17 protein-coding genes, 2 rRNA genes and 1 pseudogene (1 of these 20 cut by a window edge) are annotated in these 20,831 nt (G+C 67.1%); 9 read left to right on the top strand and 11 right to left on the bottom strand.

Annotated features, from left to right (window positions below; genetic code table 11):
* A 23S ribosomal RNA gene (locus I1A62_RS13985) occupies positions 1 to 2,631 on the top strand; it begins 502 nt to the left of the window's first position.
* 153 nt (positions 2,632 to 2,784) lie between these two features.
* A 5S ribosomal RNA gene (gene rrf, locus I1A62_RS13980) occupies positions 2,785 to 2,901 on the top strand.
* Between the two features lie 92 nt (positions 2,902 to 2,993).
* On the opposite strand, the gene I1A62_RS13975 is transcribed toward rrf, so the two are convergent.
* Positions 2,994 to 4,613 carry a CdaR family transcriptional regulator gene (locus tag I1A62_RS13975; protein ID WP_124390042.1) on the bottom strand — a complete coding sequence of 540 codons (1,620 nt, stop codon included), beginning with the start codon at positions 4,611 to 4,613 and terminating at the stop codon, positions 2,994 to 2,996.
* Between the two features lie 141 nt (positions 4,614 to 4,754).
* On the opposite strand from I1A62_RS13975, the pseudogene I1A62_RS46860 reads away from it, so the two are divergent.
* Positions 4,755 to 4,964: pseudogene (locus I1A62_RS46860) on the top strand (UBP-type zinc finger domain-containing protein); the annotation flags it as partial.
* Here the strand turns inward: I1A62_RS46860 and I1A62_RS46855 are convergent.
* The 3 genes from I1A62_RS46855 to I1A62_RS46340 all read right to left on the bottom strand — a co-directional run bounded on the left by I1A62_RS46855 (position 4,914) and on the right by I1A62_RS46340 (position 8,668).
* Positions 4,914 to 5,480: an SWIM zinc finger family protein gene (locus tag I1A62_RS46855; RefSeq protein WP_308340778.1), complete on the bottom strand. Its 567-nt coding sequence runs from the start codon at positions 5,478 to 5,480 to the stop codon at positions 4,914 to 4,916. The pseudogene I1A62_RS46860 and the gene I1A62_RS46855 overlap by 51 nt on opposite strands.
* 383 nt (positions 5,481 to 5,863) lie before the next feature.
* A complete protein-coding gene (locus tag I1A62_RS13960) occupies positions 5,864 to 7,795 on the bottom strand; it encodes a DEAD/DEAH box helicase (RefSeq protein ID WP_257890947.1) in 1,932 nt (643 codons plus the stop codon).
* 42 nt (positions 7,796 to 7,837) lie between these two features.
* The gene (locus tag I1A62_RS46340) at positions 7,838 to 8,668 is read right to left on the bottom strand and encodes a hypothetical protein (RefSeq protein WP_257890798.1); all 831 of its coding nucleotides are present in this window, start codon (positions 8,666 to 8,668) and stop codon (positions 7,838 to 7,840) included.
* Between the two features lie 89 nt (positions 8,669 to 8,757).
* Between I1A62_RS46340 and I1A62_RS13955 the strand changes: the two genes are divergently transcribed.
* On the top strand, positions 8,758 to 9,540 hold the full coding sequence (locus tag I1A62_RS13955) for a TetR/AcrR family transcriptional regulator (RefSeq protein ID WP_219458926.1): 783 nt from the start codon (positions 8,758 to 8,760) through the stop codon (positions 9,538 to 9,540).
* On the opposite strand, the gene I1A62_RS13950 is transcribed toward I1A62_RS13955, so the two are convergent.
* Positions 9,487 to 11,082 (bottom strand): adenylate/guanylate cyclase domain-containing protein, encoded by a 1,596-nt coding sequence (locus tag I1A62_RS13950; protein WP_374710836.1) that lies wholly within the window; start codon positions 11,080 to 11,082, stop codon positions 9,487 to 9,489. The two genes, I1A62_RS13955 and I1A62_RS13950, sit on opposite strands and share 54 nt — an antisense overlap.
* 42 nt (positions 11,083 to 11,124) lie before the next feature.
* Here I1A62_RS13950 and nucS point away from each other — a divergent pair, with 42 nt between their 5' ends.
* Positions 11,125 to 11,799 (top strand): endonuclease NucS, encoded by a 675-nt coding sequence (nucS, locus tag I1A62_RS13945; protein ID WP_043824264.1) that lies wholly within the window; start codon positions 11,125 to 11,127, stop codon positions 11,797 to 11,799.
* A 16-nt stretch (positions 11,800 to 11,815) separates the two neighbouring features.
* Positions 11,816 to 12,142, top strand: coding sequence for an ATP/GTP-binding protein (locus I1A62_RS13940; protein ID WP_219458924.1), 327 nt, complete (start codon positions 11,816 to 11,818; stop codon positions 12,140 to 12,142).
* Here the strand turns inward: I1A62_RS13940 and I1A62_RS13935 are convergent.
* On the bottom strand, positions 12,139 to 13,230 hold the full coding sequence (locus tag I1A62_RS13935) for a hypothetical protein (RefSeq protein WP_124390048.1): 1,092 nt from the start codon (positions 13,228 to 13,230) through the stop codon (positions 12,139 to 12,141). The genes I1A62_RS13940 and I1A62_RS13935 overlap by 4 nt on opposite strands.
* A 68-nt stretch (positions 13,231 to 13,298) precedes the next feature.
* Positions 13,299 to 13,772, bottom strand: coding sequence for a methylmalonyl-CoA epimerase (gene mce / locus I1A62_RS13930; protein ID WP_072946976.1), 474 nt, complete (start codon positions 13,770 to 13,772; stop codon positions 13,299 to 13,301).
* Positions 13,773 to 13,866: 94 nt separating this feature from the next.
* On the opposite strand from mce, the gene I1A62_RS13925 reads away from it, so the two are divergent.
* The 3 genes from I1A62_RS13925 (at position 13,867) to I1A62_RS13915 (ending at position 16,531) form a co-directional block, all read left to right on the top strand.
* On the top strand, positions 13,867 to 15,060 hold the full coding sequence (locus tag I1A62_RS13925) for an acetyl-CoA C-acetyltransferase (protein WP_219458923.1): 1,194 nt from the start codon (positions 13,867 to 13,869) through the stop codon (positions 15,058 to 15,060).
* A 63-nt stretch (positions 15,061 to 15,123) separates the two neighbouring features.
* The gene (locus tag I1A62_RS13920) at positions 15,124 to 15,495 is read left to right on the top strand and encodes a DUF3817 domain-containing protein (RefSeq protein ID WP_219458922.1); all 372 of its coding nucleotides are present in this window, start codon (positions 15,124 to 15,126) and stop codon (positions 15,493 to 15,495) included.
* A gap of 118 nt (positions 15,496 to 15,613) precedes the next feature.
* Positions 15,614 to 16,531 (top strand): tetratricopeptide repeat protein, encoded by a 918-nt coding sequence (locus I1A62_RS13915; RefSeq protein ID WP_124390052.1) that lies wholly within the window; start codon positions 15,614 to 15,616, stop codon positions 16,529 to 16,531.
* Positions 16,532 to 16,601: 70 nt separating this feature from the next.
* Here the strand turns inward: I1A62_RS13915 and I1A62_RS13910 are convergent, their stop codons facing one another.
* Genes I1A62_RS13910 through I1A62_RS13895 form a run of 4 tightly spaced genes read right to left on the bottom strand, consistent with a single transcriptional unit; the run spans position 16,602 to position 20,773 of the window.
* Positions 16,602 to 17,915 carry an MFS transporter gene (locus tag I1A62_RS13910; protein ID WP_124390053.1) on the bottom strand — a complete coding sequence of 438 codons (1,314 nt, stop codon included), beginning with the start codon at positions 17,913 to 17,915 and terminating at the stop codon, positions 16,602 to 16,604.
* Between the two features lie 21 nt (positions 17,916 to 17,936).
* A complete protein-coding gene (gene dgoD / locus I1A62_RS13905) occupies positions 17,937 to 19,085 on the bottom strand; it encodes a galactonate dehydratase (RefSeq protein WP_087561067.1) in 1,149 nt (382 codons plus the stop codon).
* Between the two features lie 54 nt (positions 19,086 to 19,139).
* Entirely contained in the window at positions 19,140 to 19,766 is a 627-nt protein-coding gene (locus I1A62_RS13900) for a 2-dehydro-3-deoxy-6-phosphogalactonate aldolase (RefSeq protein WP_124390055.1), read from the bottom strand.
* A complete protein-coding gene (locus I1A62_RS13895; protein WP_124390056.1) occupies positions 19,763 to 20,773 on the bottom strand; it encodes a 2-dehydro-3-deoxygalactonokinase in 1,011 nt (336 codons plus the stop codon). The genes I1A62_RS13900 and I1A62_RS13895 overlap by 4 nt, the downstream gene beginning before the upstream one ends.
* Positions 20,774 to 20,831: the final 58 nt, after the last annotated feature.

Here is a 20,831-nt window from a genome sequence, read left to right as displayed (position 1 = left end):
ACCCGATAAGCCTGAATACTCCCTGGTGACCGATAGCGGACTAGTACCGTGAGGGAAAGGTGAAAAGTACCCCGGGAGGGGAGTGAAATAGTACCTGAAACCGTGCGCTTACAATCCGTCAAAGCCTTCGAGCCACTTGTGGCTGGGGGTGATGGCGTGCCTTTTGAAGAATGAGCCTGCGAGTTAGTGGCATGTCGCGAGGTTAACCCGTGTGGGGTAGCCGTAGCGAAAGCGAGTCCGAATAGGGCGTCCGTAGTGGCATGTTCTAGACCCGAAGCGGAGTGATCTACCCATGGCCAGGTTGAAGCGACGGTAAGACGTCGTGGAGGACCGAACCCACTTAGGTTGAAAACTGAGGGGATGAGCTGTGGGTAGGGGTGAAAGGCCAATCAAACTCCGTGATAGCTGGTTCTCCCCGAAATGCATTTAGGTGCAGCGTCGCGTGTTTCTCACCGGAGGTAGAGCTACTGGATGGTCTAGGGGGCCCACAAGCTTACCGAAATCAGCCAAACTCCGAATGCCGGTGAGTGAGAGCGCGGCAGTGAGACTGCGGGCGATAAGGTTCGTAGTCGAGAGGGAAACAGCCCAGATCGCCAGCTAAGGTCCCTAAGCGTGTACTAAGTGGAAAAGGATGTGGGGTCGCGAAGACAACCAGGAGGTTGGCTTAGAAGCAGCCACCCTTGAAAGAGTGCGTAATAGCTCACTGGTCAAGTGATCCTGCGCCGACAATGTAGCGGGGCTCAAGTACACCACCGAAGCTGCGGCACTCACACAATGCACCCCTTGATTCTGCGGAGTCTTGGGCAGTGGTGTGGGTGGGTAGGGGAGCGTCGTGTGGCCATGGAAGCGGCGGGGTGACCCAGCCGTGGAGGCCACACGAGTGAGAATGCAGGCATGAGTAGCGAAAGACGAGTGAGAAACTCGTCCGCCGAATGACCAAGGGTTCCTGGGCCAGGTTAATCCGCCCAGGGTGAGTCGGGACCTAAGACGAGGCCGACAGGCGTAGCCGATGGACAACGGGTTGATATTCCCGTACCCGTGTGAACGCGCCCCTGGTGAATCAGTGATACTAACCATCCTGAAGCGTCCTTACGTCCCTTCGGGGGCCCTGGATGTGGATGCATGGGACCTGATCTGGTAGTAGCCAAGCGATGGGGTGACGCAGGAAGGTAGCTGAGCCAGTCAGTGGTAATACTGGTGTAAGCCTGTAGGGCGAACGGTAGGCAAATCCGCCGTTCACACAGCCTGAGAGGTGACGCATAGCCGAATGAGGCGAATTCAGTGATCCTATGCTGCCGAGAAAAGCCTCTAGCGAGCTTTCACACGGCCCGTACCCCAAACCGACACAGGTGGTCAGGTAGAGAATACTAAGGCGATCGAGATAACTATGGTTAAGGAACTCGGCAAAATGCCCCCGTAACTTCGGGAGAAGGGGGGCCTCGTCCGGTGATGGAACTTGCTTCCTGAGCTGGGTGGGGCCGCAGAGACCAGTGAGAAGCGACTGTTTACTAAAAACACAGGTCCGTGCGAAGTCGTAAGACGATGTATACGGACTGACGCCTGCCCGGTGCTGGAAGGTTAAGAGGACCGGTTAGCCACTTGTGGCGAAGCTGAGAATTTAAGCCCCAGTAAACGGCGGTGGTAACTATAACCATCCTAAGGTAGCGAAATTCCTTGTCGGGTAAGTTCCGACCTGCACGAATGGCGTAACGACTTCTCAGCTGTCTCAACCATAGACTCGGCGAAATTGCATTACGAGTAAAGATGCTCGTTACGCGCGGCAGGACGAAAAGACCCCGGGACCTTCACTACAGCTTGGTATTGGTGTTCGGTTCGGTTTGTGTAGGATAGGTGGGAGACTGTGAAGCGCTCACGCCAGTGAGTGTGGAGTCGTTGTTGAAATACCACTCTGATCGTATTGGACCTCTAACCTCGGACCATGATCTGGTTCAGGGACAGTGCCTGGTGGGTAGTTTAACTGGGGCGGTTGCCTCCCAAAATGTAACGGAGGCGCCCAAAGGTTCCCTCAGCCTGGTTGGCAATCAGGTGTCGAGTGCAAGTGCACAAGGGAGCTTGACTGTGAGACTGACAGGTCGAGCAGGGACGAAAGTCGGGACTAGTGATCCGGCACCGGCAAGTGGAAGCGGTGTCGCTCAACGGATAAAAGGTACCCCGGGGATAACAGGCTGATCTTCCCCAAGAGTCCATATCGACGGGATGGTTTGGCACCTCGATGTCGGCTCGTCGCATCCTGGGGCTGGAGTAGGTCCCAAGGGTTGGGCTGTTCGCCCATTAAAGCGGCACGCGAGCTGGGTTTAGAACGTCGTGAGACAGTTCGGTCTCTATCCGCCGCGCGCGTTAGAAACTTGAGGAAGGCTGTCCCTAGTACGAGAGGACCGGGACGGACGAACCTCTGGTGTGCCAGTTGTTCCACCAGGAGCACCGCTGGTTAGCTACGTTCGGAAGGGATAACCGCTGAAAGCATCTAAGCGGGAAGCCTGTTCCAAGATGAGGTTTCTCACCCCCTCGAGGGGGTAAGGCCCCCGGCAGACCACCGGGTTGATAGGCCAGAACTGGAAGCCCGGTAACGGGTGCAGGTGACTGGTACTAATAGGCCGAGGACTTACCACAAAGAAGCTACGCGTCCACTGTGCAGTATCTGAAACAACACACACGTTCCCTGCGGGAATTGGTGGAGTGAACACAGACCCTCTTTGAAAGAAAAGGGGTCTGTGAAATCAACACTCCACCGAAGACCGTGGTGGAGTGTTGATTTCACAGAGTTACGGCGGCCATAGCGGAGGGGAAACGCCCGGTCCCATTCCGAACCCGGAAGCTAAGCCCTCCAGCGCCGATGGTACTGCACCCGACAGGGTGTGGGAGAGTAGGACACCGCCGAACATCCGTTACCGAAAGCCCCCCAACCTCGTTGGGGGGCTTTCGGCATTTCCAGAACAGTTTTGCCGACGGCAACCGTTGCCGCACACACCCTTTCACCCCGGCGTACCGCCGGCCAGGACCTGCAGTGCCCGTGATGCCAGATGAAGATTCAGGCGTGTGTCGACACTGCGGAGATCACGGCCGGTCAGTTCGTGGATGCGGGACATCCGGTACCGGAGGGTGCTGCGGTGGATCCTGAGGGCCTGCGCGGTCTCGTCGTATTTGCCGCCGCATTCGAGGTATTGGGCGAGTGTGGCCGTCATCGTGCTGCGGTGCTCTCGGTCGTAGTCGAGCAGGGGGCCCAGCCATTCCTGCACGAATGCCTCGACATCTCCGGTACTGCTGTGCGAGTCGAGAATGCGGTAGACGCCGAGTTCGTCGAACAACGCCACACCACGAGGCGAGAGCGACTGCTTACGGATTTCGAGGGCGCGCATCGCGTGCGTGTACGACTCCGGGAGTGTGCTGGGAGAGGTGCATTCGGATCCGACCCCGACCACACCGACGGCGGGGCCGAGCGACTTCTCCAACGCTGCGAATATGGTGTTCACGTCCGTCTTTGCGTCCATGACGGCGGCGAGGACACCGGTTCGGTGCTCGTTGCCGTGAACGAGGAGGGCCGACGAGTCGGTGGCCGTCAGGTGACGACGGAACGCTTCCGTGACGGTCTCGACGGATGTGTCCGGACCCCAGTGGACGACCAGGACGCGTTGCGGTGTGTGCAGGTCGTAGCCGAGGGCGTCGGCCCGCGAGTAGGCGCTGTCGTCGTCGGTGCCGGCCAGTAGGTCGGCACCCAGGTCGCGGCTCAGCCGCGCCTCCGTCTCGGCGAGCGATCTGCGGTGCGCCATGTCGACCGCGAGCATCGTCGCGGCGTGCTCGAGGGCGAAGGTGTCGAGGTCGGTGGCCTTGTGGTCCGGGTCGGACAGATACAGGACACCGAGAAGTATCTGTCCGGGCCGGACCAACTGCACGATCCGGTTGTCGTCCCGCAGCGGGCGCCCCTCCATCGCGGCGCGGCGCAGGACGTCGACCCGGTTCCCGCCGCCGACCTTGCGGTACCGGAGCGCCGGCCCGGACGGGTCCGGGCCGGACCGGACACGAAGATTGCCGAACGCGTCCTCGATGCCGACAACGAGTCCGGTCATCTGGTGGAGGGTCTCTGCGATGGCGGTCTCGTCGGCGCCGGTCGCGGCGAGTCGCCCGAACGTGCGGTGGATCTTCGCTTCCTCCTCGAGCCGCGCGGCCCTCGTGCCGATCGCGGTGATCTCGCCCGTGGCCTCGCGCAGTTGGCGTTCCTGGGTGGCGGCCCGGGCGCGGAGCGACGCGGCGCGCAGGGCCGACCCCGTGTGCTGAATCAACAACTCGAGGAGCGTCGCCTGCACCGGCGTCGGCGGGTAGTCGGCCCGCAGTGTCAGCGACACCGGCCTGGACCACGAATCGTCGAGCAACACGCGGTGCCGCCAGACGTCGTCGTCGGGGACTTCGCCCGTCAGCACGGTCACGGGTTCGATCGAGAAGGGACCGAGTTCGGGGAGGGCTTCGGCGAGCAGGGCCAGGATCTCGTCCCGATTCCCGCAGTCGTGCATGTGTGCGGTCACGGCCAGCACCGCCGACAGGTTCGTGGCCCGCGGGGTGTGATCCACCCTCGGGTCTGGGGCTGCATCCAGATCCATGGCATGGAACTACCCCGTTTTGCGCCGTCGAAACCGGGACGCTGTCCGGCGGGGCCGGATTTCGGGGGATTCTTTCGTTCCGCCGTGACCATGTGGCGAGACGGATCAGCCGCCAATCTAGGTAACTGAGGGGTGGCACTTATGACCCAATCCAATAATTGGCACGATCCTGATCTGAACATGATTCGCGATGTCGTCGCGCACACGTCGGACGGGTGCGAGGGCTGTCTCGCACTCGGTACCCGCTGGGAGCACCTGATGTTGTGCCTGACGTGCGGCTATGTCGGATGCAGCGACGGATCACCGATGCGGCACGCGCGACACCATGCGGAACGCAGCGGTCATCCGATCGTCCAGTCGCTCCATGCGGGGGACAACTGGCGCTGGTGCTTCGTGCACGACGTCCAGATCTGCACGCCGTATCCGGCGACCGGGGCCCGGGTGGTCGCACCCAGCCTGGTACCGGGGCCGGCGGACGACCTCAGACACGGTCTCCGTATCGCGAAATCGCAGTGACGATCGCAGACCACACGGCGTCGGCCCGAACATCCGGGGGAGCGTCGTCGAGCCAGCGTGGCCGCACCGGGCTTCCGCCGGGGCGGGGCGGTGTCGGAAGCGGTCCGGGCACTGCGGCGTAGGCATCCGTCGCGGGCACCGGGACGCACGCATCGTCGAAGGACGACCGGGACGTCTCCGCGTGCGCGCCGTGCCTGCGTTGCAGAATCTCCTGTCCCTCGCGCCCCCCAGCAGGAAGAACAGCAGCGGGTCGTCGTCGAGGACCCACGCGGCCTGATACAGCACCGCGGCGGCGTGGCGACACGGCACGTCCCACTCCTCGCAGGTGCAGGTTGCGTCGGCGTCGAACATCGACGGAATCAGTGACACGTCGACGGCCGCGAGATCCTCGTCGAGTTCGCGGGGGAGCGTCCCGCTCGACAACTGGGCGACATGACCGCTCCGCGACGCGAGGGTCGCGAGCACCTCGCCCCACTGGCGCTCGTCCAGCGGGTCCACCCGGATCCGCACGTGCAGGCTCTCGTCGTCGGTGTGCACCTCCGCGGAGACGAGCCCGGGCGCGAACGTGAGCGGACCGACCAGTCCGCCACGGGCATAGGCGCGTCCGCGTTTCAGCGTGTCCGAGTCGAGCGCGGCCTGCTCGACGTCGTCGACCCAGCGTTGCGCCCACCAGGTCCTGCCGCGCGTGCGGCGGCCCTTCTGCGCGGGGAATCGGGGATGCGTGACGGCGTCGGTCACAGGTCACCTCCGAAGTCGTAGTCGGGGCTCAGGGCCACCAGCCGGGCGAGTTCGCCGCCGCTCAGCTCGGTAAAGGCGTCGGCGCCGTGCGACAGGACCGAGTCGGCGAGTTGCCGCTTGGACGCGAGCATGGCGGCGATGCGTTCCTCGATGGTTCCCGCGGTGACGAGCCGGTGCACGACAACCGGGTGCGTCTGACCGATCCTATAGGCGCGATCGGTGGCCTGATCTTCGACCGCCGGGTTCCACCAGCGGTCGAAGTGGACGACGTGATCGGCCCGGGTGAGGTTCAACCCGGTGCCTGCGGCCTTGAGGGACAGGATCAGGACGGGGATGTCGCCGTTCTGGAAGCGTTCGACCAGGTCCTCCCGGGTCGCGACGGACGTGCCTCCGTGCAGGAACTCGCACGTCACTCCGCGCGTCGTCAGGTGCCGTCGCAGCAGTCGTCCCATCGTGGTGAAGTGGGTGAACACGAGGGAACGCCCGCCCTCCGACAGGTTGGTGTCGATCAGCTCGTCGAGCAGACCGATCTTGTGGGAACGGCCGGTGAGCGCGGCGTGCTCCTGGCCGAGGTACTGGGCGGGGTGATTACAGATCTGCTTCAGACCGGTCAGCAGCGACACGATGCTGCCGCGCCGCCCGATGCCCTCGCTCGTCTCGATCCGTTCCATGGCTTCGCGGACGAGCGCCTCGTACATGCCGGCCTGCTCGGGGGTGAGAGTGACGTCGAGGTCGATCTCGGTCTTCGGTGGAAGTTCGGGGGCGATCCCCGGATCGGACTTCCTGCGCCGGAGGACGAACGGCGAGATCAACGCCGCCAACTCCGCCGCGCGGTCGGGCCCGTCCTCCTCGTCGGCCGAGCCGTCGTAGCGGCGGCGGAACTGCGCGTACGGGCCGAGGAGACCCGGGGTGACGCCGTCGAGGATCGACCAGAGGTCGCTCAGCCGGTTCTCCACCGGTGTGCCGGTGAGGGCGACGCGCGCCTGCCCCGGAATCGTCCGCAGCGCCCGCGTCACGGCAGCGGCCCGGTTCTTCAGATGCTGCGCCTCGTCCGCGACGACCAGACCCCACGCGGTGCCTGCGAGGACTTCGCAGTCGAGCCGCATCGTCGCGTACGTGGTGAGGACGACGGTATTGCTGCCGTCCGCAACCGTCTCACCGGGAGGCCGGCGCTTCGGGCCGTGGTGGACGAGGACACCGGTGCCCGGTGCGAAACGTTCGATCTCCCGCCGCCAGTTCCCCAGCAGGGACGCGGGACAGACCACCAGCGTGGGTCCTGCCGTGTCCGGGTTCTGCTGCCGGTGCAGGTGAAGCGCGATGAGGGTCAACGTCTTTCCCAGGCCCATGTCGTCGGCGAGGCAGGCGCCCAGGCCCCGTGACGTGAGCCCGGCGAGCCAGCGGAAGCCGGTCAGCTGGTAGTCCCGCAACTGCGCGCGCAGGGCTGTCGGCGCCGGCACGGCCTCCGGATCCCCGTCGGACAACTCCCGCGCCACGGCCGCGGCCGCCCCGTAGGAATCGACGCGGACGTCGTCCTCGCCGCGCCTGGCCCGGCCGGTCAGCGAGGCCCGCAGCGCCTCGACGGCCGTCATCGTTCCGGTCCGCCTCTGAAGTGTCTTTCGTATTGTGTCGGAGTCCGCGACGACGTACCGGTTGCGGAGTTTCACGACTGGCCGCTTCGCCGACACGAGCGCTTCCATCTCTTCCCGCGTGAGTACGTCCTCGCCGACCGCGACGCGCCAGGCGAAGTCGAAGGCACGGTCGCCGCCGAAAGCGGCTGCGCCCTCGCAGGATCCGGGGTCGCCGAGGATGATGCGGGTCGAGGTCTGGGCGACGAGTTCGCGCGGCCAATGGATCTGGACGCCCCGCTCGCGCAGCCGACGGCCGGCGTCCCCGGCGAGGGAGGCCAGGTCGTCGTCCTCGAGACGGATGCGGTGCGGCGCTTCCGCCCGCAGCAGATCTTCGAGGGGCGCTCAGTCCTCGGCCGCGCGGCGGAGGGCGCCGAGAACGTCGATCCGCGGGTCGGCGGCGAACGCGGACTCGGCGAGCGTCGGATGCCGCCACAGGTCGACGGCGTCGCACACCACTCCGGGCCGCGCGACACCGTGAACCTGGACCGTGGCGTCGAACTCGCTGTCCGAGAGATCGACCGCGCCGGGATCGACGGGGTCGATCCGCAACGACAGCGCGATCGCCTCGGGCGCCTGGGCGTCCGCCCACGCGTGCAGTCCCGGGGAGGGTTCGGCATCCCAGTCCAGGTACGGGCCCGCGTCGGCGGGCGAACCGAGTCGCGGGAGGATGTCGACGACCGCGGTGAGGAAGTCGCGCAGGACGTCCACGGCGGCGGGGAGGCGGACTCCCTCGGCGGGCGGATCCCCGAGCGGGATGGCGCGGGCTTCCGGCGGGAGGGCGGCGGCCAGCAGACGCAGGTGTGATGCGTCCTCGTCGTCGAGGGTGCCGAGTCGCCAGACGTCGCGGCCGTGCGGTGTGACCGAGGGAAGAACCTTGCCCGCCCCGAGGTAGCCGAGGGCGGTGCGGGCGGAGGCGGCCCAGAACGTGATCGATCGATGCGCCGTGTCGCCGGGTGCCGGCGAGAGCAGCATCGGTAGCGCGTCAGCGAGGGAAACATTCTGCGTCGGAACGCTGTTCACCGCTTCCCCGGTGAAGATCCCGGTGCGGGAATCGGTATTCGGTGGCTTCGGCCCGTCCGGCGAATCGCTCCAGAACACCAGGCGGGAGTCGCGGGGAGGGTCGGCGGAGACGAATGTGGCCGCGCAGCCGGCGATGGTGGGCTCTGCTGTCACTACTGCGCCTTTCGCCGGGTATATGGTACGCCGTACGTCAACGAGGCGGCGTGCGGAATTGTTCTCGGGCGCCGTGGGAAGATCTCGGCATGGGTAGAAGCGCGACACCGGAGGGCGACCCCGCCCGCACCATGGAGTTGCTGTGGGGTGGCGGCAGCATGCCGATCTCGCGTCCCCGCAACGGCAAACCCGGCCTGACACTCGACCGGATCGTCGAGGCTGCCGTCTCCGTCGCGGATGCGGAAGGGCTGGACGCCGTCTCGATGCGCCGGCTCGCAGCCGAACTCGGCGTCGGCGCGATGTCGCTGTACACGCACGTTCCCGGGAAGGCGGAACTGGTGGAGGTGATGCTCGATCGCGTGCTGTCCACACTTGAACCGGGTGACGACACCGACGCGGGGTGGCGGGAGCGACTCACCGCCGCCGCGCACGACTACTTCCAACTGCTGTGCGCGCACCCGTGGATGCTCGGAGTCGTCGCGCTGAGCAGGCCGGTCCTCGGGCCCGGCGGGATGGCCAAGTACGAGCGGGAACTGCGCGCGGTCGAGGGGCTGGGACTGCCGGACCTCGACATGGACTCCGTCGTCACACTCCTCGACAGTTTCGTCGCGGGCGCGGCGCGGGCGGCGGTGGACGCGGCCGCGCTCGCCGCCCGGGGTGAGGCGGACAGCGAGTGGTGGCAGAGCGTCGCGCCGCACTTCGAGAAAGTCTTCGACCGCGAGCGGTTTCCGCTCGCCGCCCGTGTCGGGGCCACCGCGGGGGAACACCACAACGCCGCGTTCTCGTCCGCCCACGCCTTCGAATTCGGGCTCGCCCGGCTACTCGACGGAGTCGGCGCCCTCATCGTCGGCGGCGGAACCGGCGGGGATTAGATCGGCGGGAACGGCCAGCGTGGTCGGCTCCAGACGTCCGCGCAGGGTGACGGTGTCGGTGCATTGCCACCGCGCGCCTTCGTCCTCGGACGCCGCGTCGATCGCCCGCTCGGACGCGACGACGTGCCCGGGAACATTCTTGGCGAGTTCGGACAACCGCGCGGCCTCGTTGACCGGATCGCCGATCACCGTGTACTCGAAACGTTCGTGGGCGCCGATGTTTCCGGCCACGGCGCGACCGGCCGCCACCCCGATTCCCGCATCGCATTCCGGTACCTCGGCGGTGAGCCGTTGGCGCAGGACCCGAGCGGCGGACAGAGCCGCACCGGTGTGGTCGTCGAGCGCCACCGGTGCCCCGAAGATGGCTAGTGCGGCGTCGCCCTCGAACTTGTTGACGAACCCGCCCCGCCGGTCGACTTCGTCGACGACCACGTCGAAGAACCGGTTGAGCAGATCCACGACCTCGGCCGGAGACCGGGTGGCCGCGATCGTGGTGGACCCGATGATGTCGACGAACAGCACCGCCACGTCGCGTTCCTCCCCGCCGAGTTCGGGGTTGTGCCGAAGCGCCTGCGACGCCACGTCCTGTCCGACGTGACGCCCGAAGAGGTCGCGGATCCGCTCCCGTTCGCGCAGTCCCTCGACCATCCGGTTGAACCCGGTCTGCAGCGCGCCGAGTTCGGTGCCGTCGTACACGACGACTTCGGCATCGAGATCGCCGTCTGCCACCTTCGCCATGCCCTGCGCCACCGAGCGTATGGGCGCCTCGGTGGCGCGCACACTGATCACCACCAGCAGCAGACCGAACAGCAGGATCACACCGCCGAGCGCGAGTATCGACACCGCGAGGCTGGTCGGGCTCGCCGGGCGGATGAAACTGAAGATGGCGATGAGCATCAGGCCCAGCACGGGAACGCCCGTCCCGAGGATCCACGCCAGCGCCGTCCTGCCGGTGATGCCGAGCGTGCGGCGGGGTTGCGGTCCGTCGGATCCGAGTGCGCGGGCGGCGATGGGCCGGAGCGCGAACTCCGTCAGCAGGTAGCAGAACGCGCAGACCGTGATGCCGGCCATCGCGATCGTGAACGCGACCTTCGGGATGGTCTGGGGATCGATGAGGCCGTACAGCGTCGTGAAGAAGACCAACCCGATGCCCCACAGCGCCGCCTGGACCCGGGTCAGGCGCCACGGGGCGCGGAACGCCGCCGACCGGTCGTGGTCGGTGGGCACGTCGTCCTCCGTCGCCCATCGCAGATCCGACACCAGTCGCTTGGTGCCCCACGTCACGCCGATCAGCACGGCGCACAGCACGAACACCGGCACCGCGACGAAGTTGGCGATCGCGAACTCGCTCGCCCACACACTCGGCCCGGGCACGACGACGCTGATGAGCAGGCAGGTGATCACCGCACCGACGAGATTGGTGAACACCAGTGGCGCAGTCAGCAGCAACTGGACACGGATGCGGCGCCTGCGGGGACTCTCGTCCGGCGATCCCAGCAACCACGACCCCAGTGGGGCGACGGATCGGCGAGGGCTGCGCATAGTCATTCGAGACTAGTCGGCACGATCCCTTAGGGTGGGCGGGTGCGCCTAGTGATTGCCAGATGCCGAGTCGACTATGTAGGCCGTTTGACGGCACATCTGCCCACCGCTCGTCGCCTGTTGTTGATCAAGGCCGACGGTTCCGTGAGCATCCATGCCGACGACCGCGCCTATAAGCCCCTGAACTGGATGAGCCCGCCCTGCTGGCTCGTCGAAGACTCCGTCGAGGACGCCGAAGCCCTGTGGGTGGTGACCAACAAGGCCGGTGAGGAACTGCGGATCACCATCGAGGAGATCGAGCATGACTCCCGTCACGAACTCGGGGTCGACCCCGGGCTCGTGAAGGACGGTGTCGAAGCTCACCTGCAGGAGTTGCTCGCCGAACACGTGGAAACGCTCGGCAACGGCTACACATTGGTCCGGCGTGAATACATGACCGCGATCGGTCCCGTCGACCTGCTGTGCCGGAACGCCGACGGCGCGTCCGTCGCCGTGGAGATCAAGCGCCGGGGCGACATCGACGGGGTCGAGCAACTCACGCGGTACCTCGAACTGCTCAACCGCGATCCGCTGCTCGCGCCGGTGAGTGGCGTCTTCGCCGCCCAGCAGATCAAGCCGCAGGCCAAAACCCTTGCCACCGACCGCGGAATCCGGTGCCTGGTGCTCGACTACGAAGCGCTGCGCGGCACCGAGAGCACCGAGTTCCGGCTCTTCTGAGGCCTAGGCTGAACCCGTGCCCCGTCGTAAACCGCAGCGGAAGAACATACGCCGCAGCGCGCCCCCGGACAACTCCGAGGGCTCGCTGTTCGGTAGTGCGCTGATGCGTCAGGAATCCGGTCTCGCCGGCGACGCGGACGAGAGCTACATCGTCCGCAGCATCCCCGGGGCCCGGGCGACCAAGTCGTACCGGTGCCCGGGCTGCGATCACGACATCCGGCCCGGTGTCGCCCACCTCGTCACCTGGCCCGCCGAATACGGCGGAGCCGAGGACCGGCGGCACTGGCACACCGGGTGCTGGTCGGGACGCAGCACCCGGGGCCTCACCCGCAGGTGGTCCTAGCTTCCGGCCTTCACGGTCCGCTGACCCGCAGGCCGGTTCGCCTGGGTCTTCTCGACGGTGGACAGCACCGCGGTGTCCTCGTCCGAGTTGTCCGTCTCGTCCTCGGACTTCTTCACCGACTGGTTCGACCCTGACTCGGTCTTGCGGTCCGCTGCGCCGTTCGGTGCCGACTTGCTGCTCGGGTTCTCGTTCGGTCGCTCCTCGGACTTCGACGCCGCGGTGTCGGGCTGCGCGTCCAGAAGTTCGCTCTCCCGGTTGACCGACGCCAACATGGCGGGAACCGAGTCGAGCTGCCCCCGAATGCCCAAGAGCTGCGCCAGGATCCGGCCGCGGAGCACGCGAAGCTCCTCCGCGAGTTCCTTGGCGTGGGCGATCTTGCGCTCCGACTGGTCGGTGGCGGCCTGCAGCCTGCGCTCCGCCTCGTGCGTGGCATCCGCTAGACGACGATGCGCCTCGGCCTTGCTGGTGGCCTCGAGCTCGTTCACCGCCGTGATCGTCTTCTGGCGGCGCTCGGACATCGAGAGGTCGAAGTCTTCCTGCACCTGCGAGCGACGCAGTTCGGCCTCGGCGGCGAGGCGGTCGCGCTCGGACTGCGCGGCCTCGACGATCTTCGCCGCCTCCGTGCGGGCCTTCGCCATGGTCTGCTCGTGCTGAATCTCGAGCGCGCTGCGGCGGTCTTCGAGTTCCGCGACCAGCGACTCGTACTGGCCGCGGAGCTGCGCGCCTTCCTGCTCGGCGACGGAGATCGTCTCGGCCGCGTCGGCCTCGGCCTTCGCACGCACCTCGGACGCCTCGTCCGACGCGAGCCGGAGCATGCGCGAGATGCGGTCGCTCATTCCCTCCGCGGTGGTCGGCGGAACCGACAGGCGGTCGACGTCCTTGCGGAGATCGTCGATCTCGTCCCGCGCGTCGTCGAGTTGCTTGGCGAGGTCCCGCGCCTGCGCCGCCGCGGCGTCGCGGTCGGCGGCAGTGACGCGGAGCTCGGCGTCGAATCGCTCGAAGTAGTTGCGTACCTCGTCCCGGTCGAATCCCTTACGCACGGTGGAGAAGGGAAGGGGGATCGAACCACGGTCCTGCTCGTTTACCATGGCCGCCAATCTACCTGGGCAAAGTAGAACTTGTCTCTGCGCCTGGTACCCGGCGGCCGGTCACAGCTCTAGTGGGTCGCCGACGGCTCGACCAGCTCGACGAGAACTCCGCCCGCGTCCTTCGGGTGGACGAAGTTGATGCGCGAGTCGGCGGTTCCGCGGCGGGGTGCGTCGTACAGCAGCCGGACGCCGCGCTCGCGCAACTGGGCGGAGATGGCGTCGATGTCGGTGACGCGGTACGCCAGCTGCTGGAGACCGGGACCGCTGCGATCGATGAACTTGGCGATGGTCGAGTTCTCGTTCAACGGCGCGAGGAGCTGCAGCGCGGTGCTGCCCGCGGGAGCGCCGACGACGCTGAGCATCGCTTCGCGCACGCCCTGCTCCTCGTTCACCTCTTCGTGTGTCGACACCATGCCGAGGTGCTCGGAGTACCACGCGATGGCGGCGTCGAGGTCGGGAACGGCGATGCCGACGTGGTCGATGGCGGTCACCAGATCCGAGGACAGCGGCGACGTGGACTGGGTGGGGGAGGACTGTGTCATGGTCCCGACGTTAGCGCTACCGTTTCGGTAGTTCTCGTCGGGATGTGACTTCCGTCGCCCGGCACCCGCCCATTCGTCTCACGCGGAGGAAATCGTGACCAGTTCTGTGATCGTCGCCGGAGCCCGGACCCCGATGGGCCGGTTGCTGGGTTCGTTGAAGGATGTGTCGGGTTCCGACCTGGGTGGCGTGGCGATTCGCGGTGCGCTGGAGAGGGCGGGCGTCGCCCCCGAGCAGGTCGAGTACGTGATCATGGGCCAGGTGCTCACGGCGGGGGCCGGTCAGATCCCGGCGCGGCAGGCTGCCGTGGCCGCCGGCATCGGGATGGACGTGCCTGCGCTGACGATCAACAAGGTGTGCCTGTCGGGGATCGACGCGATCGCGCTGGCGGATCAGCTGATCCGGGCCGGCGAGTTCGACGTCGTCGTCGCAGGCGGCCAGGAGTCGATGTCGCGGGCCCCGCACCTGCTGGAGAAGTCGCGGGAAGGGTTCAAGTACGGCGACGTCACGATGCGCGACCACATGGCGTTCGACGGGTTGTACGACATTTTCACCGATCAGGCGATGGGCAGTCTGACGGAGTCGAAGAACGCGGAGGACGGGCAGCGGATCAGCCGGGAGGAGCAGGACGCGTTCGCGGCGGCGTCGCACCAGAAGGCGGCGCGCGCCTGGAAGGACGGGGTCTTCGACGACGAGGTCGTGCCGGTTCCGGTGCCGCAGCGCAAGGGCGATCCCGTGCTCGTCGGCTCCGACGAGGGCGTGCGGGGCGATACGACCGCCGAGTCGCTGGCCAGGTTGCGGCCGGCGTTCAGCAAGGACGGCACCGTCACCGCCGGGTCGGCGTCGCAGATCTCGGACGGCGCGGCCGCCGTCGTCGTGATGAGCAAGGCGAAGGCTCAGGAACTGGGGCTGTCCTGGATTGCGGAGATCGGGGCGCACGGGGTGGTGGCGGGCCCGGATTCGACGCTGCAGTCCCAGCCGGCGCGGGCCATCGCGAAGGCGTGCGCCAAGGAGGGGATCGACCCGAAGGACCTGGACCTGGTGGAGATCAACGAGGCCTTCGCTGCGGTCGGGATCGCGTCGACGCGGGAGCTGGGCCTGGATCCGGAGATCGTGAACGTCAACGGCGGCGCGATCGCGATGGGGCATCCGCTGGGGATGTCGGGTGCGCGGATCGCACTGCATCTGGCACTCGAGTTGCGCCGTCGCGGTGGCGGCGTGGGCGCGGCGGCACTGTGCGGTGGAGGCGGTCAGGGTGACGCCCTGATCGTCCGCGTCCCCAAGGCCTGACAGGCGACGGTCCGTGGTGGTGTGCCTCACACCACTACGGACCGTCGTAGATGGTCGGGCACAATGGTCGGCATGGCGAACGTCTTCGATCTCAGCACCACGGCCAAGCGCTTCCGGTTTGTCGCAATTCTGGAGGCATTGACCTGGCTCGGCCTCCTCATCGGCATGGCCTTCAAGTACTTGCCCGCCGACGGCAACGAGATCGGCGTGAAGATCTTCGGCCCCATCCACGGCGGCGTCTTCGTCCTGTACCTGCTCGTCTCGCTGTGGACCGCGCGCAAGCTGAGCTGGAATCTGGTCACGACGTTCTGGGCGCTCGTCGCCAGCGTCCCGCCGTTCGGGACCGTCGTGTTCGAGGTCTGGGCGGCCCGCACCGGCCGCATGGCCGAGCTGTCCCGGACCAGCACGGTGAAGAGCGAACCGTCCCTCGTCTGACCGAGTCCGCGGTAGGCACGGCCCGCATTCCGGCTCACGCTCGAATCGTGACAAACTGGTGGACGTGACTCGACCAGGTTCTCGTCCGTCAGCGCGTTCCTCAGCAGTGGCCGCAGCCATGAGCGGAGCAGTCGATCTCTCCGCCCTCAAAGAGCGTGCGGCCGCTCCGCCCCCGCCTGCGCCCGCACCCTCCGGGGACGGCGCCGCCCCGGCCGCCCCCGGCGGCACCGGCCTCACACCCGTCATCGACGTCACCGAGGCGACGTTCGAGGCGGAGGTCCTCGTCCGGTCTCAGCAGGTCCCGGTCGTCGTGGACCTGTGGGCCACCTGGTGCGAGCCGTGCAAACAACTCTCACCCCTGCTCGAGAAGCTGGCACACGAGGCCGGTGGCACCTGGGTGCTCGCCAAGGTCGACGTCGACGCCAACCCGCGCATCGCGCAGGCCTTCGGCGTCCAGTCCGTCCCGACCGTCGTCGCCATCGCCGGCGGTCAACCGCTCGCCGACTTCCAGGGCGCGCAGCCCGAACCGCAACTACGTCAATGGCTCGCCGCCGTCCAGCAGGCGACTGCCGGAAAACTGTCCGGGCCGCCTGCCGGTGACGGCGACGCGGACGAGCCCGAGCCGGAGGACCCCCGTTTCGTCGCGGCCGAGGCGGCGCTCGACGAGGGCGACCTGGCGGCGGCCGAAGCCGAGTTCCAGAAGATCCTCGACGCGGAACCGGACAACGCGGAGGCGCAGGGCGCGATCCGCCAGGTGCGTTTCCTCGCCCGCGTGCAGTCCGTCGATCCCGGTGCCGTCGCCGCGGCGGACGGTGCCCCCGCCGACATCGACGCCCAGTTGCAGGCGGCGGACGTGGAGCTCTACTCCCAGGCGCCCGACGCGGCGTTCGCCCGCCTCATAGGTGTCGTCGCCCGCAGCGCCGGCGACGACAAGACCCGGGTTCGGACCCGTCTGCTGGAATTGTTCGAACTGTTCGACCCGGCCGAGCCGGTCGTCATGACCGCGCGCCGGAAACTCGCCGCGGCACTGTACTGACGGGGAACCGGGACTGACGAGAAACCGGGGTGAGTGCGTTCGGCGCTCACCCCGGTTTCGTCGACAGTGATCAGCTGCGGACGCGCTCCACCCGTCCGACCAGGAACACGTAGGACGCGATCCCGACCGCGGTCACCACGGTCATGTAGACGAATCCCGGAGCGAAGCTGTCGTCGGTGACGAGCAACCCGATGACGATGGGCGTGGCGATCGACGACAGGTTGCCGATGAAATTGAACATTCCGCCCGTGAGCCCGAGCAGCCGTTCCGGTGCGAGCGCCGACACCAGCGACCACGTGATCGACGCGAGTCCGTTGCCGAAGAAGGCGATGGACAGGAACACGATCACCATCGCGGTCGAGTCGGTGAAGTTCGCGCCGATCATCGCGACGGTCAGCAGCAGTCCGACGATGATCGGACCCTTCCGGGCGACTCCGAGCGAGACCCCCTTGCGCAGCAGGAAGTCCGAGAACACCCCGGAGAACAGCACACCGACGAGCGCCGCGACGAACGGCAGCGACGCGAGGAATCCGGACTTTATGTAATCCATGCCCCGGTACTCGACGAGGTAGGTGGGGAACCAGGTGAGGAAGAACCACAGCGTCGACGTGAGGCAGAACTGCCCCAGGTAGATGCCCCACAACTTCCGCCTGCCGAGGACGGTCGCGACGTCGGTGCGGGTCACGGCCGGATGTTCCGGTTGTTGTTCGTCCACGAGGTCGACGAGTCCGCCGCCCTCGCGGATCAGGTCGATCTCGGCGTCGTTCGCCCGGGAGTCGCGTGGTTCGCGGTAGAACGTGTACCAGACGGCGCCCCACACCGCTCCGACCGTTCCGGTCACGATGAACACCCAGTGCCAGGACAGCACGGACTGCAGCCAGGACAGGAACGGGGTGAGCAGGGCCAGTCCGATGAACTGTCCGGACGTGTAGAAGCCGATCACCGTCGCCCGTTCACGCTCGGGGTACCAGGCCGTCGCGACGCGGTTGTTGATCGGATACGCGGGCGCCTCGAACACGCCGACCAGCAGTCGCAACGCGATGAGCGCCACGAACCCGCCGATGACGCCCATGAATGCGGTCGCGATCGACCACAGGATGAGGCACGCGGGGTAGAGCACTCTCGGGGGTATCCGGTCGACGAGCCAGCCGCCGGGAATCTGCAGCGCCGCGTACGTCCAGCCGAACGCGGACAGCAGCAGACCCTGCTGAGCCTTGGAGAGGTCCATCTCGTCCGCGATCGCGGGCATCGCGATCGACAAATTCGCTCGGTCCATGTAGTTGATGACGACGGTCACGAACAGCATGACCGCGATGAGTACGCGCGCCTTCGACGCCTGCGCCGCGACGGAAGAGGAGCGGCCGATCTTCTGGGTCTGCACCATGTCCTTCACCACTTCCGCCCCTCACCACTCCGCGAAGGAGCCGTCGCTGTGGCGCCACACCGGGTTGCGCCAGCGGTGACCCTCGGCCGCCCGTTCGATCACGTACTCCTCGTTCACCTCGATGCCCAGTCCGGGGCCGGTCGGGATGCGGACCTGGCCGTCGGCGTACGTGAACACGGACGGATCGACGAGATAGTCGAGGAGATCGTTCGACGTGTTGTAGTGGATGCCGAGGCTCTGTTCCTGGATGGTCGCGTTGTAACAGCCCGCGTCGATCTGCAGGCACGTGGCCAGGGCGATCGGCCCGAGCGGGCAGTGCAGCGCGAGCGCCACGTCGTACGCCTCGGCCATGTGCGCGATCTTCCGGGCCTCGGTGATGCCGCCGCAGTGCGACGGGTCGGGCTGAATGATGTCGACTGCCCCGGAAGCGAGAACGGATTTGAAATCCCAGCGGGAGAACAATCTCTCACCCAGCGCGATCGGGATCGGCGACTGCCGGAGCACGTCGACGAAACCGTCGACGTGCTCCGAGAGCACGGGTTCCTCGACGAACATCAGCCGGAACGGTTCGAGTTCCTTCAGCAGGACCTTGGCCATCGGCTTGTGAACCCGGCCGTGGAAGTCGACGCCGATGCCGATGTTCGGGCCCACGGCGTCGCGCACCGCGGCGACGTTCGCGAGACACCGGTCCACCTTGTCCCAGGAGTCCAGGTACTGCAGTTCCTCTGTGCCGTTCATCTTCACCGCGGTGAACCCGCGGTCGACGACCTCGCGCGCCGCCTTCGCGGTGTCGGCGGGACGGTCGCCGCCGATCCAGGAGTAGACCTTGATCCGGTCCCGGACACGGCCCCCGAGAAGTTCGTACGCCGGCACGCCGAGGGCCTTGCCCTTGATGTCCCACAGGGCCTGGTCGATGCCGGCGAGAGCGCTCATGTGGATACCGCCGCCGCGGTAGAAACCGGCCCGATACATGACCGTCCACAGATCCTCGATCTGCGTCGGATCCTGCCCCACCAGGTAATCGGACAGTTCCTCGACTGCGGCGGCGACGGACGCCGCCCGGCCCTCGAGCACCGGCTCGCCCCAGCCGACCACGCCGTCGTCCGTCTCGATCCGCAGGAACAGCCACCGCGGGGGCACGGCGTACGTGGTGAGTGACTTGATCTTCATGGAGTCCTCCTGTGCGGGGCCGTGGTGGTGGCCCCGGTCGTCGTCGGTGTCGGTTCAGGCGGCGTCGGCCGACCAGATGTTCATCAAGGCGAGGGCGCGGTCGCGGACGGTGCCGGCGCTGTCGCCGGGCCGGTAGAGGCAGGTGCCGAGTCCCGCGCCGCCCGCGCCTGCGGTGGCCCACTCGGCGAGGTTGGTCCGGTCGACGCCGCCGACGGGGAGCAGTTCGACCTCCGCGGGCAGGACTGCCCGCCAGGCCCGCATCCCCGCCGTCCCGACCGAGTCGGCGGGGAACAATTTGATGCTGCGCGCTCCCGCACCCACTGCGCTGAACGCCTCGGTGGGAGTGGCCGCTCCCGGGTACGGGTGCAGGTTCCGGGCGACGGCAGCGCCGATGACCTCGACGTCGCTGTTGGGGGAGACGATGATCCGGGACCCGGCCGCCTCGGAGCGGACCACGTCGTCGACGCTGAGAACGGTGCCGGCGCCCACGACGCAGACGTCGCCGACGGCCGTCGCCAACCTTTCGATCGACTCGAACGGCCGCGGGGAGTTCAGGGGGACCTCGATGGTCGTGAAACCGGCGTCGACGAGGGCGGAACCGACGGCGACGACCTCTTCCGGGGTGATGCCCCGCAGGATGGCGATCAATCCGGTGGTCGTCGTGGTGGCAGAGGTACTCACAGGGTCTCCTTCTCGGGAATGGTGGATGCATCCGGGTCGAGCAGTCCCGCATCGATCGCCACGCGCCACAAACCCTGCGCGGCGGCCTCCTCGGCGACGATGTCGGCGGCCATGCCGTGGACGCGCAGTCCCGCCGCATAGCGTCGGCAGAGATCGGCGTTTCCGCACAGCAGGATTCGATGTCCGGCGGCGTAGTGGGGCAGGAGGTGCCGGACCTCGTCGGCGATGATCACGCCGGAGACGTAGTCGGGAAGCGACGCCGGATCGAGGAGTCCGTCGAGCACGAGCGCTCGCGCCCCGAACAACTCGGCGGGCAATCCGCGTGACGGTACCGACGTTCCCGTGGTGAGGCCGCGACCGAAGGCGGCGTCGTCCCGCACCCCGGTGGTTGCGGTGCGGCCGAGGATGCCGTGCGCCATCACCAGGCCGTACAACTCGCCGGACATCGCCGTGGCGAACGAGACGATCTTGTGGTCCTCGACTCGTGCCCACTTGCTGTGCGTTCCGGGGAGCACGATGGTCAGTGGACCGTCGGTCGGCGGGAGCAGGCCCAGGGCCCCGATGATCTGCGTCTCCTCGCCCCGCATCACGTCGCCGGGCACCGAACCGTCGGCGGCGGGGGCGACGCGCATGCCGGGCACGAGGTGCAGAACTCCGCGCGGGTGGGGGACCGCAGTCAGATCGCCGGCGCCGATGGCGAGATCGGTCGGGGTCGTCAGGTAGCCGGCTTCACGCCAGCCCTGGGCGCTGCCCACCATGCCGCACGCGATCGCGGGCAGATCGGGGGCGGCCGCGATCCAGTCGCCGCAGGCCTCGTCGAACGCGGCCTCATAGGCGCGGGTGCGCGATTCCGGGTCGTCTCCGGTTGTGCCGAGCAGTCCGAAGTCGGGCCTGCGAACGTCCAGAATTCGGCCGCCGTCGCCGAGGAGCCAGGCGCGCTGCGAAGACGTGCCCCAGTCGAGGGCGATCAGGCGCGGTGGTGATGTGTCGAGGGTGTTCTGGATCACGCAAAACACTATCGGACGCAAATCCCATAATGACGAACACGGTCCCCATATGTGGGAC

The organism is Rhodococcus sp. USK10 (assembly GCF_019378875.1).
In the GTDB taxonomy this organism is placed as follows: Bacteria; Actinomycetota; Actinomycetes; order Mycobacteriales; family Mycobacteriaceae; genus Rhodococcus_F; species Rhodococcus_F pseudokoreensis.
Note: the sequence above shows the minus strand (reverse complement) of the source record. Positions and strands in the feature narration are given on the sequence as shown.

Excerpts from the sequence above, each read along its gene's own strand:
- I1A62_RS13975 (WP_124390042.1), bottom strand. The coding sequence starts at position 4,613 with ATGGATCTGGATGCAGCCCCAGACCCGAGGGTGGATCACACCCCGCGG.
- I1A62_RS46855 (WP_308340778.1), bottom strand. The coding sequence starts at position 5,480 with ATGTTCGACGCCGACGCAACCTGCACCTGCGAGGAGTGGGACGTGCCG.
- I1A62_RS13955 (WP_219458926.1), top strand. The coding sequence starts at position 8,758 with ATGGGTAGAAGCGCGACACCGGAGGGCGACCCCGCCCGCACCATGGAG.
- I1A62_RS13950 (WP_374710836.1), bottom strand. The coding sequence starts at position 11,082 with ATGCGCAGCCCTCGCCGATCCGTCGCCCCACTGGGGTCGTGGTTGCTG.
- I1A62_RS13935 (WP_124390048.1), bottom strand. The coding sequence starts at position 13,230 with ATGGTAAACGAGCAGGACCGTGGTTCGATCCCCCTTCCCTTCTCCACC.
- mce (WP_072946976.1), bottom strand. The coding sequence starts at position 13,772 with ATGACACAGTCCTCCCCCACCCAGTCCACGTCGCCGCTGTCCTCGGAT.
- I1A62_RS13920 (WP_219458922.1), top strand. The coding sequence starts at position 15,124 with ATGGTCGGCATGGCGAACGTCTTCGATCTCAGCACCACGGCCAAGCGC.
- I1A62_RS13915 (WP_124390052.1), top strand. The coding sequence starts at position 15,614 with ATGAGCGGAGCAGTCGATCTCTCCGCCCTCAAAGAGCGTGCGGCCGCT.
- I1A62_RS13910 (WP_124390053.1), bottom strand. The coding sequence starts at position 17,915 with ATGGTGCAGACCCAGAAGATCGGCCGCTCCTCTTCCGTCGCGGCGCAG.
- dgoD (WP_087561067.1), bottom strand. The coding sequence starts at position 19,085 with ATGAAGATCAAGTCACTCACCACGTACGCCGTGCCCCCGCGGTGGCTG.